Raw genomic sequence first — 13,631 nt, forward strand, 5'->3', positions numbered from 1 at the left:
GTATAGGGGGTAGGGTGTAGGGTATAGGGAGGACGGCATTGGTCGAGGCTTGTGATAATGACCTTTTGCTACGCCGTGAATTGACGGGGCAAGTGAAATTGATGGTTGTTGGGGCTCTCTAGAAGGGAGTAACCCCACACCCCAAACCTGCAACCCCGCCCCAACGGGGCTTGGTCAGTTTTCCCCCACACATAGCCAATGACATCTCCCCACATGAAATGACACTCATCAATGAGGAATACTCTCAACTTTCCTGTCTCGATTTCAACGCGGTGGTTTGCCAATAATGTTTCAATCTCTTTTTTTTTCTGCAACAGCATCTGGATTGGCTTTAGGATTCAATTTTGCGGTTTTCTTCCAACTGATTCCTGCTTCCTCAAATCTTGGTATGACGAACAAGGATGTCGGTATTTAACGGCAGAAGAAAAAGCAGAAAAATTGGCACGGCATTTACGTTCTCTCGGTATCGACCCCGATAATTTACCCAGCAATCCGTAAATTAGCTTTTGTTTAAGCTAAGAAGCGGGAGATTTAGCAAGTAGTTGAAATCTTGTTAACCTTTATGCTTAAAATTGCACAAGAGGTTTATTTAGCATTTACTCACAGCTAAAGTTGACCCTTTGCAGGACTCCCTCAAGCAATGCTGACTGAAATTTTGCCTTTCCGTTTTGAGTTAGACACGATCGCGATCGCTGGAGCGAGTTTGTGGTCATTGGCCCTATATCTAGGTTTTTCCAAAGTGAATGAATGGGTAATCGAGCAACTCAATCGCTGGTTTAACTTTGCCGAGCGATCGCTCTACACCAGCCAGTCGGAATTTGAAAAGACTCGTAAAGCCAGAGAATCCCAAAACGCTTTCTACGCCTCACTATTTAGCATTGTGCCTTTTTTGGTAGTCGGCGCTTTATGTAATTGGGTTCTGGAAATTAGTTTAGGTGAAAGTTGGGGAATTAGTACAGGTATATTAGCCTGTATGGGTGCCGGCATTTATGAACTTGGGCGCAGGGATGGAGAATCTTCGGATTAGGTAGAGTGAAGATGAGGAGGATGAGGAGGATGAGGGGGATGTTGCTCCCATTACTCCCTCATCTCCCTCATCTCCCCCTGCTCAAGAACAGCTTCCTCATCTCTCCCGACTTCCCAATTTCCTCACCAACAATCTGTGCTATCTTGTGAGCTGCACCGCTTTCACCGCGAATATTACGGAGTTTAGCGCCCATATCATCCAATTTTTCTGGATTCGTCAAAAAGTCTAAAACCATTTCCCCAACTTCTGGCGGTTGAAGTTTACCTATAAGTTCTGGGACTATCTCTTCCTGTGCCCAGATATTTGGCCATGCTAATAAACCTTTGCGTCTCACAAATCTCAAAAATGACCAATTAATCACCTTAGCAAAGGGTGTACCTACTACTGGCAGATTTGCCAACAATCCAGGTAAACCATCCCAAGAACGCATAGCGTCAAGTTGCTGCGTTGGTAGTAAAACAATCATTGGCACTCCCAAAGCACCAAGTTCGGCAGTGTTTGCCCCCACTGTAGTCAAGCAGATGCAGCACTGGGATAATAAATGATATGCAGGGTTTTCTTGCCACAGTTCCACAATTAAGCCCGTTGCTGTTTTGAGCAATGCTTTGCCTTTAGCATCCTCTGGGATAATTAAGCAAGCACCAGTAAAGCCAAAGGTTTCAGCAATAGAGTTCTTTTGGGGATCGGCAAAACTAGCTAAAGTTTGTAAATCCAAAGTTGGGGCTACAGGAATCACAAATTTAGTTTGCAGTCTTTTTGCATGAATATATTCGGCAATGCCTAGAGTTAATGGTACTCCTTGGGCTAATTTTGCTGCTTTTGAACCAGGGAGTAAACCAATGATTTGGGAGTGGGAAGTAGGGAGTAGGGAGTAGGGAGTGTTGACTTGTTCTTGTGCTTCTAGCATCAAATCACCGATAACAGTGAATTTGTGAGCATATTTTGCTGGGACTTTGGCTGACACTTCGGGTTTCATGATTCCAAAGCGATCAATCCAGTTATGCCACCTGGCTTCCCATTCGGCGTAAACAACTGTGCGATATCCGAGCTTTTTGCCTATAATCACTGGAAAAATTTGATCGCCGCCCAGAAAAACAACTACACCGCGACTTCTCCAATCCCAATTTTCAAATGTTTTGCCCCAAAGCAAAAATTGCCAAAAATGTTCTGCTGCCTGAACTCTATCTACTTCTGGGTAAGAAAGAGCGATCGCTGCTTCTTTACCACTGGCATTTGAGCAAGGTGATAATACTACAGAAATCCTCACTAAAGAATGGTCATCCCCTAATTCTTGCCGCAACGCCTTTACTACTGGACGCACCCAGGTTGTTACTTCACCCGGACCATTTGAAAGGATCAGAATATCTACTTGAGTCATTAGTTAAAAGGCAAATGTTACCTAATTCTTTACTATGTTATAGGTATATACTGTAGCTTGTTAGTGATATTTGATAATCTGTTCCACATTTAATTTGTTGCTACTATTAGTTAGTTTTTCAGGGAGTTTAACTCGCACTTGTGCCTGTTTGATGTGGGCTTGATGGTCAGCAAAGTTTAGGGTATTGATAATCGCAGCTATGGGTAACAATCATAGCTGCGATTATCAATAATTTTTTGGGCAATCTAAATATACATAGCCCTTTTTTTTTGCTTACCAAACCCATTTAGAGGGTGAATCCTGTGATAAAAGGCAACTCCAGCCCATCCGCTCCCAAAATATATTCCTCGCGCAATTTACTGATCCGATTTATTCTTGGCAGCACTACTCTTATTGTAAGTATTTCTGCTTATTTTAGCTATCAGGCCGCTCGGAAAATAACGCTAGAAGACTTGAGAGGAAAAGCTTTTTTAGAGGTACAGAAAGGGATTGATGAAATTGAAGAATGGTTGCATGTTCGGAAAGTGGAGGTGCAAACCATTGCTCATACTTCCGCTGTACGCTCCTTAGACTGGTCTGTGGCAGAACCTTATTTAAAGTCAGAAATTGAGCGGATCGATGAATTTTTCTTTTTCCTAATGGCTACCCCGGATGGTTCGTATTTTAATACTAAGGTTGGTCGGTCAAATAAGAATATTAAGGATCGAGACTACTTTCAAAAAGCACTAGCTGGAAAAAGCAACATTTCCGATCCCTTTATCAGCCGTTCCACAGGCATTCCTTTAATTGCGATCGCTACCCCAATCTGGTCAAATTCTCCTACCAATCATTCACCGATTGGGGTCTTCCACGGCAATGTTAAAGTCGATCGCATTGCTAAGGTAGTCAACTCGCTGCGCTACGGCAAGAACAGCTATGCATTCGCCCTCAATTCCCAAGGAGAAGCGATCGTCTATCCCAATTCAACCTTAATGTCAACGCTAGAAAAACCTGCACCCAGCCTGCTGAAAATTCCAGATCGGAATTTAAATGCGATCGCCCAGCGAATGGTAAACAAACAACAGGGAATTCAGTTGATGGAAATTGACGGTACCAAAAAGTATGTTGCTTATGTACCGTTGCGAGAAGCTAATTGGTCTGTGGCTTTGGTAATTCCGCGCCAAAATATTGAATCTCGGCTACAATTTCTCGATCTGATCGCCCTAGTTGTGGCCGGATTGACAGTGACAACGATCACTGTCTTGTGGCAGGTGCAAGCGTTTGAACAAGCTCAACTGAAAAAATCTAAAGCAGCGGCTGATACCGCAAACCGGGCTAAGAGCGAATTTTTAGCCAATATGAGCCACGAACTGCGAACGCCTTTGAATGGTATTTTGGGTTGTGCTCAAATTTTGCTGCGTTCTAAAGGTTTGCCGGAGCCAGAGCAATATCATGTAAACATCATTGAACAGTGTGGCTCTCATCTGCTGACTTTAATTAATGACATTTTGGATCTTTCCAAAATTGAAGCGCGAAAACTAGAACTGCATCCTCAAGATGTGCATTTTCCGTCTTTTTTACAGGGTATTGCAGAAATTTGCCAGATTCGGGCAGAACAAAAAGGCATTTTGTTTGTCTATGAACCCGCCAGCAACTTACCCACAGGGGTTCATGTTGATGTCAAAAGGTTACGTCAGATTCTCTTGAATCTGCTGGGAAATGCCATTAAATTTACTGATGAGGGTAAAGTTAATTTCAAGGTTGAGGTAGTCGATCAACTGACTGCTGATGGGCAGACAGAGAAATATCGCATTCACTTTAGTGTAAAAGACACAGGAATTGGCATAACTCCAACCCAATTGGGCAACATTTTTTTGCCATTTGAACAAGTAGGTGAGAAAAAGCATCAGATAGAAGGGACAGGGCTGGGTTTAGCTATTACTCGGCAGTTGGTGCAGATGATGGGTAGTGATATCCAGGTTAAAAGTGAGATTGGTCAGGGTAGTAATTTCTGGTTTGAAATTGCGATCGCCCAAGCCAGCGAATGGGTACAGTCTGCTATGGCTGCATCCCAGGGACAAATTATTGGCTTTGCAGGTAGTCCGCGCACCATCTTAATGGTGGACGATCGCTGGGAGAATCGCACAGTAATTACAAACTTATTGCAACCATTGGGTTTCAATGTGATTGAAGCCAGCAACGGTAAAGATGGTTTAGAAAAAGCGATCGCCCTGAAACCAGACTTGGTGATTACAGATTTGCTCATGCCAGAAATGGATGGGTTTGAATTGATTAAATACCTGCGTCATACTCCAGATATCGAGGATGTCAAGATTATCGTCTCTTCCGCTAGTGTCTTTGAAGCCGACCAACATCGCAGTCTGCAAGCAGGAGGTGACACCTTTTTGAGCAAACCGATACAGGCAGATGAATTACTGCATCAATTAGAGTGCCACTTAGGTTTGGCATGGATTTACCAGCAGTCTGAGTCACAAAAAATCAATTCTTCGGCTACAACACTTGATAGCTCATTAGATAAATTAACTTCTCCTTCCCCCGATGTATTGCGGGAACTGATGAACTTAGCAAGTAAAGGTAACTTCAATGACATTCTCAAATGGGCAGATAAACTAGAGGAAACAGATACAAAATTCGTTCCCTTTGCTAACCAATTGCGGCAGCTAGCGAGGCAGTTCGACGAAGATTTAATCCTCAACTTTTTGAGCGAAAAAGAAAAGGATTAATTTCCCTAAATCTATTTATGGGGATTGTCATGCGTGAATTGTGAATTTTCAGCGATCGCCTTTGGCATCTCGCAAAGAAGCAACGTGAATCAATATAGAGTAGAAATATTATGACAGCAACTATAGGCGATCAGAAGAATTCCCTAAATAGCGATCCTAGCAGAGGAATTATTTTAGTCGTTGATGATAACCCTGCCAACTTACAAGTTTTGTCAAGCTTTTTGGATCAGTCTAGATTTGAAGTTTGGGCAGCTCGTAGTGGTGAAAAAGCAATTCAGAGATTAGACAATGATAATTTACCTGATTTAATCTTGCTTGATATCATGATGCCGGGTATCGATGGGTTTGAAACTTGTAAATATCTAAAAAGTGAGAGTAATCCTCGTGTTCAGGATATTCCAATCATTTTTATGACTGCTCTTTCAGATACTGCTGATAAGGTTAAAGGATTACGATTAGGAGCTGTAGATTATATTACTAAACCTTTTCAGTATGAAGAGGTATTAGTGCGAATAGAGCATCAACTGAAGCTAAGAAATTTGACGAAAACCCTGACAGCCAAAAACGCCGAATTACAACAGGCTCAAACCCAACTGATTCAAGCAGAAAAGGTAGCAACCTTGGGTCAAATGACAGCAGGAATTGCCCATGAAGTAAATAACCCCATAAATTTTATCGCTGGCAACTTGAATTTTATTGAAGAGTATTTCCAAGAGGTTGTTAATTTACTCGAACTATATCAAAAATATCTGCCCGATCCACCAACTGAAATTCAAAATGCTATTAAAACAAAAGATATAAATTACTTGTTGAATGATTTATCCAAAATTATTCGCTCTATGCAACTAGGTACAGAGCGCGTTACAGAAATTGTATCATCGTTGAATAAGTTTTCTCGACACGGAGAAGCAGGAAAAAAACTGGCTAACCTGCATGAAGGGTTAGAAACTACGCTACTTATTCTTGGACATCGACTCAAAGCAAATGGTCATCGTCCGGGAATTCAATTAATTAAAGAATATGGAGAATTACCACCTATTGAGTGCTATCCAGGCGAATTAAATCAGGTTTTTATGAATTTGATTGGTAATGGTATCGATGCAATTGAAGAAATCCAAAAAAATCAATGTTTTGATGAAAACTTTAGACATATTGGGATGATTTGGATTAAAACTGAAGCAATTGGAGAGCGAGTTATTATCAGAATTGCAGATAATGGCTCAGGAATCAGCGAAGCAAACCAGACAAAGATATTCGATGCTTTCTACACTACAAAAGTCATCGGTAAAGGAACAGGACTAGGTTTATCTATTGCTTACCAAATTGTAGTTAATAATCATTGCGGTAAGCTAAGTTGCCATTCAACACAAGGTGAGGGTACAGAGTTTGTGATTGAATTACCTATCCGATGAGGTTGTTCTCCATCCAATACTTTTCGGTTAAGGCCAAAAACAGGTAAATTGAAAGTTGTACTTAAAAACACGCGTGGCTAATGCAACTCAAAGAATTTTTGCTGGTATCACTTTTAATGGAATCGGGCTTTTAGACATCATCTGATAAACCTATGATTGATTATAAATACCAAGTCGGTGGAAGTTTGACAGTTAATGCACCTAGTTATGTACGAAGACAAGCAGATTACCTACTTTATGAGGCTCTTAAGCAGGGAGAGTTTTGCTATATATTGAACTCTCGACAAATGGGTAAATCCTCTCTACTTGCAAGTACAAAACATCGCTTGGAACAAGAAGGATTTAAATGCAGTACCATTGATATGTCGATTATTGGTACTTCCCATATCACCCCACTCCAGTGGTATAAGAGTGTAGTTGGTGATTTATGGTTAGGTTTTAATTTATTAAATAAAATCAACTTAAAAAGTTGGTGGCGTGAACAAGAAGATATATCTTTACTGGAAAGATTAAGGTGGTTTATTGAAGAATTATTACAGCTTCATTTTCCTGACAAACGATTATTTATCTTTGTTGATGAAATTGATAGTATTCTGAGTTTAAATTTCTCAGTTGATGATTTTTTTGCATTGATTCGGTTTTGCTATAATCAACGAGCAATCAATCCTGAATATCAACGTATTACCTTTGCTATTTTCGGAGTTGCAACTCCATTAGATTTGATTCAAGATAAAAGACGTACACCATTTAATATTGGTAAATCAATAGAAATTCAGGGTTTTAAGCTACAAGAAACTATTCCTTTAACAAAAGGATTGCAAGGAAAAGTAGTAAATCCAAAACTTATTTTAAAAGAGATATTAGTTTGGACTGGTGGACAACCATTTCTTACTCAAAAACTATGTCAAATTGTGGCAAATGAAAAATGTAAAGATAAAGATAAATTACTAATAAATAATTCTCAATTATTTATTGCTAGTTTAGTCAGGTCACATATTATAAATAATTGGGAGTTTCAAGATGAACCAGAACATTTAAGAACAATAAGCTCGCGTCTTTTAGAGAACGAGCAAACGGCAGGAAGACTGTTAGGATTTTATCAGCAAATTTTAATGGGAGAAGATGTCACAATTTATGATATTAGAGAAAAGAATGAGTTAATTTTATCAGGCTTAGTTATCACATCTCAAGGAAAAATCAAAATTAAAAATAAAATATATCAAACTATATTTAATTTAGATTGGGTTGCCACAAAGCTAGAAAATTTACGTCCATATTCTCAAAATATCAAAAAATGGCTTGCAAGCAATCAGCAAGATAAATCTCAATTATTAAAAGGTATAACATTAAAAGAAGCAGTAGCTTGGTCAGAAAATAAAAAGCTTTCTAATATAGATTATCACTTTCTTGCTAATAGTCAGCAGTTAGATAAACAAGAAATTGAAATAAATTTAAACGCCGAAAAAATTGAATTAGAAAAAGCACAGTTTACTCTAACAGCTGCGAGAGAAGCAAATCGGATTTTGAACCAAGCCCGAAAAGCTGCTAAATTAAATGCTGTATTACACTTTAGTAAACCGTGTATTGTCAGCTTTGCAATTGGTATTACTAGTTTTATTATCCTGCTACGCTTCATTGGTTTATTGCAGGGAATGGAATGGAATATGTATGATAGCTTTTTGCAACAACGACCCCAAGCAGGAATTGATTCTCGTGTTGTTGTAATTACAATTGATGAACCAGATTTACAAAAAATAGGACAATACCCCATACCTGATAATATTTTGGTTAAAGCGCTCAACAAATTGAAAACTTATCAACCTAAAGTAATTGGGTTGGATTTATATCGAGATTTGCCAGTAGAACCGGGGTATCAAGAATTAGTAGAATTTTTCAAAGCTACTCCCAATCTTATTGGTATTGATAAAGTCGTAGGCACTAAGGTTGCACCACCAAGAGTATTAGCCCAATTAAGCCAGGTGGGTTTTAGTGACCAAGTATTGGATGGAGATGGTAAGGTACGTCGTGCCTTATTGACAGTGCGATCGCCCTACAGCCCTGCGGGCATCCTACGGCGGACGTTGGCGCAGCTAGACACTCTCTACGAGACGCTACGCGAACGCGGACTCGCTACCCTTTGGGTTAGGCAGTTCGCAACCGACGGAAACCGCCAGGACTGCGACTGCCTCACTGCTGCGCGATCGCCAAAAAATCAATTACGCCAGAGTTTGGGTTTACAATTAGCATTACAATACTTAAAAACTGTTGGCATCACTCCCTATCCCCATCCTCAAAATCGCCATTATATTCAGCTGGGTAAAGCCTTAATAATACCCTTGCAACCTTTTGACGGAGGCTATGTTTGGGCTGATACTGGAGGTTATCAAATTTTACTTAGTTATCACGGTACAGAACAAAATTTTCAAAGCTTCTCTATCACAGATTTGTTGCAAGAACGGATACCAAAAGAAAAAATCCAAAATCGTGTTGTCTTAATTGGTGCAACAGCTGAAAGTATTAATGACTTGTTTCAAACACCTTATAACAATCGGCTATTTGGGTCATCAAAACAAATGGCAGGAGTATTTATTCATGCTAATATTACCAGCCAAATATTAACCGCAGCGCTGCAAGGAAGAGGAATGCTGCAAACTTGGTCTGAGATATGGGAGAGCTTATGGATTTTGCTTTGGTCTGGGATAGGAACATTAATTGCTTGGCGATTAAAATCACCTAAACAATTAATGTTTGTCGTCACTAGCACTGGACTAGGATTAATCGTGTTTAGTTATCTGGCATTTTTACAAGGTTGGTGGATTCCAATTATTCCCTCATTATTGGGATTAATACTTGCTCCGATTATTCTACCTATGTTTGCAACTAAACAGCTTGAGAAAATCCAACTCCAGCAAACTCTCAAGTTACTACTTGCGGTTGCAAAAGAGCAACCTGCTGCTGGAAAAATTGCGATTGAATATTTCAAACAAGCAGAAGGCAAAGAAAATCAGCAGTTGATAGACAAGATATTACAACAGGATGATTGACCAAATAATTCGTAATTAATTACGAATTATTTTAATTGGGTATTCTTGGGTTCAGCTTTCTTAGCTTTCTCTATAGTCATGAGCATTTCATACCAGTATCCTCTCTGTGCGTACCAGTTTGCTTGACCGATGGTAGTCAACTGGCTCAACTCCCTATCTACTTTGGTGGTTTTTGCAACTCGTTGTACCCAACCTTTAAATATAGGATCGTCTGGTTGTACAGTTTTTCCACAGACAACTACCAATGACCATTCGTAATTTTTACCTACGGTTAGCGGCGTTTTTTCTTTGGGTTGAGTGAAGCTAACAATCCCTCCACTAGCAGTAATAGGTAAAAAAGTTCTTTCATAATAGTTACCCGTTTCATCTCTAAAGGTCAGCACAACCTTTTGTGCTGAAGTTTTGGGTAAGGAAATAAATACGGGAGGATGATCTTGGAAGGTTAACCCAAAGTTACGCTTTGGCATCAAAGGTCTAATGGGCTGTTCATTCTCAGAACACCTTAGCCCATCACGAGAACCTGCACCAACAGTTTCACTTTTTGGTTCTGGCTCTCCAGGTGGTTCAAAAGTCTCTTGAAAAACGAATTGGTCTGGTAGGCTGGCAATTGAAGTGACTGATTCTGATTGCGCCAAACTGGGTAAGGCAAATATCAACAGTTGTAGAGATAAGCCAACAGTAAAGAATTTAAATTGATATGAGGCATTATTTACTATCATTTTCTGAAATGTCTGTGGTCAGTGGTAAGTTGTTATTGCAAGAGTTTTTAATTTTGAATTGTTGAGTCTCCCTGCCTCTTTCATTGTGAGTCAACGCCAATTTCCTACCAGTACAAACCCAGACCAATAATAAGGATGTTTGTACTGAGAAGAATTTAATAGAGATAGTTGTGCTTGACGCAGTGCTTCGGCTTTGCTGACGACATTTTGGGTAAGCAGACGGTAAAATTCTGCTGTCAAGTTAGCAGTTGATTTGTCTTGTACTGACCAGAGGGTTGCTAAAGTACTCCTAGCACCAGAACGGACGGCAATTCCTGCCAATCCTAAAGCGGCGCGGTTGTCGCCTTTGGCAGTTTGACAAGCGCTGAGAACTAGCAGTTCAATTGGTTGGTGTGGAGCATTTTTGCTCAGTTTTGAAGATGCACCTTTTAACCATCTATCTAAATCTTTAACATTAATCCGGTCTTCCCAAGTTAAAAGAAATGTGTCGTCGGCTTTGGAGCTAAATTCACCGTGGGTGGCAAGATGAACTACAGAAAAGGGAACTTCTTCTATTTGCTTTTGGACGTTGGCGCGAGTAAATTTTTCATTTAGTAGTATCTTTGCATGAACATAGTTTGTAATTTGTTTAATTTCTTGTTTGACCCCAGGTAACTCAGCAAAGCCTTGACGTGCTTCTGCTAAACCCGCAGTTAAGACTTTAAACTGTTGGGGAGGAAGATACCGAGACTCTAATAGTTGTAAACCAGGAGTCAATGCTATGCTGTACTTTTGGATGATAAACTGTTGGCGATCGTGCAAAACTGCCATTGGTACACTGCGTAAAAAACCATCCAAGACAAACACTAAGGTTTTAATCTTCTGAAGTTCTATCTCTTTTTCGGCAGGACGCAACAACCAATCATATAATTTTTGGGCAGAAGGTAGTACCTCGTCAGGCAAGAAAGCAGGGTTTAAAGACTGGCGCAGTTCATCAAAAACCTCTGATTCCTCTTTTGAGGAAAGGTTTGTTCCATAATGTTGCAAAGGTTGTCCAGGAAGAGAAACAACTACCTCCAAGCGACGTTCTAGCAAAATTGGATAAATGACTGCGGCTTTTAAATCAATTTTATCGATGGGTTGGGGTTTATAAGTTAAGCAGGCTTGGTGGAAAAAGTTTTCTAATTCTGCTAATTGCAGTGCTTCAATTGTTTTGCGAGATTTCTCTAAGTGTTGTTGCTTGATGATTTGTGGTAGGCTGTCTACATCTTGTAAAAATAATTGTACTAACTGCCGATACACTGGTTCAACGCGATCGCGGAAATTAAATTGCACGTCAGGATTCAATTGCACTAAGTCTTGACGCAGAGATGTTAAAGAATCAACAGCTTGTTCATAAGCAGTAATTGCTTGCTCAATATTCCCCCTAGCTTTCTCGATTCGTCCTTGCTGCCAAAACCAATTGACAGCAATATCTTCTGCTTGCACTCCCTGTGCTAAAGTTAGTGCTGTTTGGGTGAGATTTAAGGCTTCTGAGAATTGCTGAGTTTGTTCGTAAAGATGTCCTAACTCTCCTAAAGCATAACTTTGCGCTTTTACATCTGTTAATTCGCTGGCCTGTTTGACTGCTGTTGCCAAAAGTTGAGCAATGTCTTTTGTTTTTGATGATGACAGTTTCATCCAACTTGCTGCTAAATTAACTTGCGCGTAAATTCCCCAACGGCTGGCAGGAATGTTAGCAAGACGTTCTTGAATTTGGGGTAATAATACTAGTGCAGCTTGATTTTGCTCGGTTTTTATTAAAAGGCTGAGTTGGTTGAGGAGTGCTTCTAATTCAGTATGCTCGCCACCACTATTACTTGCTTGTTGATAAAATTCTAAGGCGGCTTTAAAATCTTCCCTAGCTCTAGCAGTATTTCCCAATCTCAATAAGGTTTCGGCAATATCTGCGGTAGAATTTACAAGCTTGGCGATCGCTAAACTTTGCGATAATACTTGTTGCGATCGCTCTAAATCTCCCACTACTTGCAGAGTTACCCCCAAACTCCGCAATTCCCTAGCTTTTAGGAGATTATCAGGTGAAGCAGCAAGGTCTTGATTGATTTGTTCTAGTTGTCTTTGGGCGCGACGATACTCTCCTAAAGTTTGCAATGCTTGAGCTTGGTTAATCTGCGACAGCACAATCCCTGTTACATCCTTGAGGGAACGATAGATTTTCTCGGACTGCTGCCAAGTTTCTAAGGCTAATTCCGGTTGACCAGTGTTAAATTGTAAACTTCCTTGGGTATTGAGAACTTGGGCGTAAAGGAAGGAATCATCCACTGTTTTTAGGATATTCTCTGCTTGGGTGATTAGCGATCGCGCTGCTGACCACTTACCTAAATCTTGATAAACAATAGCCAGGTAGTTGTAACTTAAAGCTTGATAGTGCTGCTGCTTCCTTTGCTGAAATATTTGAGCTGCTTGTGACCAAACTTGTGCTGCTTGTGCCAACTTTCCGGCATCATAAAGTTGTTTTCCTTGTTCCAGTAAGATGACTTGAGGTTGAGTTCGGGAAATAGAATCCTCTGCGGTGACTGGTAAAACAGTTGTAATTAAGAAAAAGATTAGTATGCCTAAAATTAGGTAACGATGAATATGCATAAATGCTTATAATTTGCAATTTATAATTGCGCTAGTTCGTAATTTTGGCATTGATGAATCGTATCAAGTCTGCCTCATAAATATAGCTGGCTAATATTTACAAATAAAGGCAGAGGCGCAAAGGAAAAAAGACTGCAAGCTGAAATTAGCTTCTTTTCCCCTTGCCTTTGCTCCCCATCCCCCCATCCACTTTATTAGGACTGCCTTGCCCAAAGGGCTGATAAAGACTCCAGTAGACATTGCCTCAAGCTTGCTGAGTGGAGCGCTGGCAACGCCACTGAACTGTACCAAAAATGATGTTATTAGCATCCTAAAACTAGACTCCATGAAAAGCCCGTACTTAGTTTTTTATCTCAATCTCTAATTATGATACTTTTTGGATGCATATAATTTATTTTTAGTCAATTCCTAATATTAATATTTGAGACAAATTTTCTCTTTTTTAATGCATATACTTTACTACCAGTCAATTAATAATAGTAATAATCAATTGATTTTTTTCGTAAAAATTAGTTTTATTTTTGTTAAAGATTGTTATGCGATCAAATTTGACAATGTGATTTGTGTAGAGTATTTTTATCGAACATAAAAGTTAGTTTTTACCTAGCGTGGCAAAACTTACTAGAGAAGAGTAGAAATCCTGTAATCTTGACCTTGTAGCGAAATAATGGTGCAAAAACTTGGCATGAAATTGTCTAAAACCAGA

7 protein-coding genes and 1 pseudogene are annotated in these 13,631 nt (G+C 39.8%); 4 read left to right on the forward strand and 4 right to left on the reverse strand.

The window, feature by feature from the left end; translation table 11 throughout:
- Nucleotides 1-170 precede the first annotated feature (170 nt).
- Nucleotides 171-375: pseudogene (locus tag HWQ58_RS26800) on the reverse strand (IS630 family transposase); the annotation flags it as partial.
- Nucleotides 376-640: 265 nt separating this feature from the next.
- Here HWQ58_RS26800 and HWQ58_RS26805 point away from each other — a divergent pair.
- Nucleotides 641-1,027 carry a hypothetical protein gene (locus HWQ58_RS26805; protein WP_292869634.1) on the forward strand — a complete coding sequence of 129 codons (387 nt, stop codon included), beginning with the start codon at nucleotides 641-643 and terminating at the stop codon, nucleotides 1,025-1,027.
- Nucleotides 1,028-1,094: 67 nt separating this feature from the next.
- On the opposite strand, the gene HWQ58_RS26810 is transcribed toward HWQ58_RS26805, so the two are convergent.
- Nucleotides 1,095-2,405 (reverse strand): lipid-A-disaccharide synthase, encoded by a 1,311-nt coding sequence (locus HWQ58_RS26810; protein ID WP_292869636.1) that lies wholly within the window; start codon nucleotides 2,403-2,405, stop codon nucleotides 1,095-1,097.
- 302 nt (nucleotides 2,406-2,707) lie between these two features.
- Between HWQ58_RS26810 and HWQ58_RS26815 the strand changes: the two genes are divergently transcribed.
- The 3 genes from HWQ58_RS26815 (at nucleotide 2,708) to HWQ58_RS26825 (ending at nucleotide 9,584) form a co-directional block, all read left to right on the forward strand.
- Entirely contained in the window at nucleotides 2,708-5,128 is a 2,421-nt protein-coding gene (locus HWQ58_RS26815; RefSeq protein ID WP_292869637.1) for a hybrid sensor histidine kinase/response regulator, read from the forward strand.
- 110 nt (nucleotides 5,129-5,238) lie between these two features.
- Nucleotides 5,239-6,540, forward strand: a complete 1,302-nt coding sequence (locus HWQ58_RS26820) for a response regulator (RefSeq protein WP_292869639.1) — start codon at nucleotides 5,239-5,241, stop codon at nucleotides 6,538-6,540.
- 152 nt (nucleotides 6,541-6,692) lie between these two features.
- Entirely contained in the window at nucleotides 6,693-9,584 is a 2,892-nt protein-coding gene (locus tag HWQ58_RS26825) for a CHASE2 domain-containing protein (protein ID WP_292869641.1), read from the forward strand.
- Nucleotides 9,585-9,610: 26 nt separating this feature from the next.
- On the opposite strand, the gene HWQ58_RS26830 is transcribed toward HWQ58_RS26825, so the two are convergent.
- Nucleotides 9,611-10,303 (reverse strand): DUF928 domain-containing protein, encoded by a 693-nt coding sequence (locus tag HWQ58_RS26830; protein ID WP_292869643.1) that lies wholly within the window; start codon nucleotides 10,301-10,303, stop codon nucleotides 9,611-9,613.
- 90 nt (nucleotides 10,304-10,393) lie between these two features.
- Entirely contained in the window at nucleotides 10,394-12,925 is a 2,532-nt protein-coding gene (locus HWQ58_RS26835; RefSeq protein WP_292869645.1) for a CHAT domain-containing protein, read from the reverse strand.
- Nucleotides 12,926-13,631 lie beyond the last annotated feature (706 nt).

The sequence above is a fragment of the Nostoc sp. LPT genome (genome assembly GCF_017115165.1).
In the GTDB taxonomy this organism is placed as follows: Bacteria; Cyanobacteriota; Cyanobacteriia; order Cyanobacteriales; family Nostocaceae; genus Nostoc.

Bases quoted from the DNA above. Each gene is read 5' to 3' on its own strand.
- HWQ58_RS26810 (WP_292869636.1), bottom strand. From the start codon at position 2,405: ATGACTCAAGTAGATATTCTGATCCTTTCAAATGGTCCGGGTGAAGTA.
- HWQ58_RS26805 (WP_292869634.1), top strand. From the start codon at position 641: ATGCTGACTGAAATTTTGCCTTTCCGTTTTGAGTTAGACACGATCGCG.
- HWQ58_RS26820 (WP_292869639.1), top strand. From the start codon at position 5,239: ATGACAGCAACTATAGGCGATCAGAAGAATTCCCTAAATAGCGATCCT.
- HWQ58_RS26835 (WP_292869645.1), bottom strand. From the start codon at position 12,925: ATGCATATTCATCGTTACCTAATTTTAGGCATACTAATCTTTTTCTTA.
- HWQ58_RS26830 (WP_292869643.1), bottom strand. From the start codon at position 10,303: ATGATAGTAAATAATGCCTCATATCAATTTAAATTCTTTACTGTTGGC.
- HWQ58_RS26825 (WP_292869641.1), top strand. From the start codon at position 6,693: ATGATTGATTATAAATACCAAGTCGGTGGAAGTTTGACAGTTAATGCA.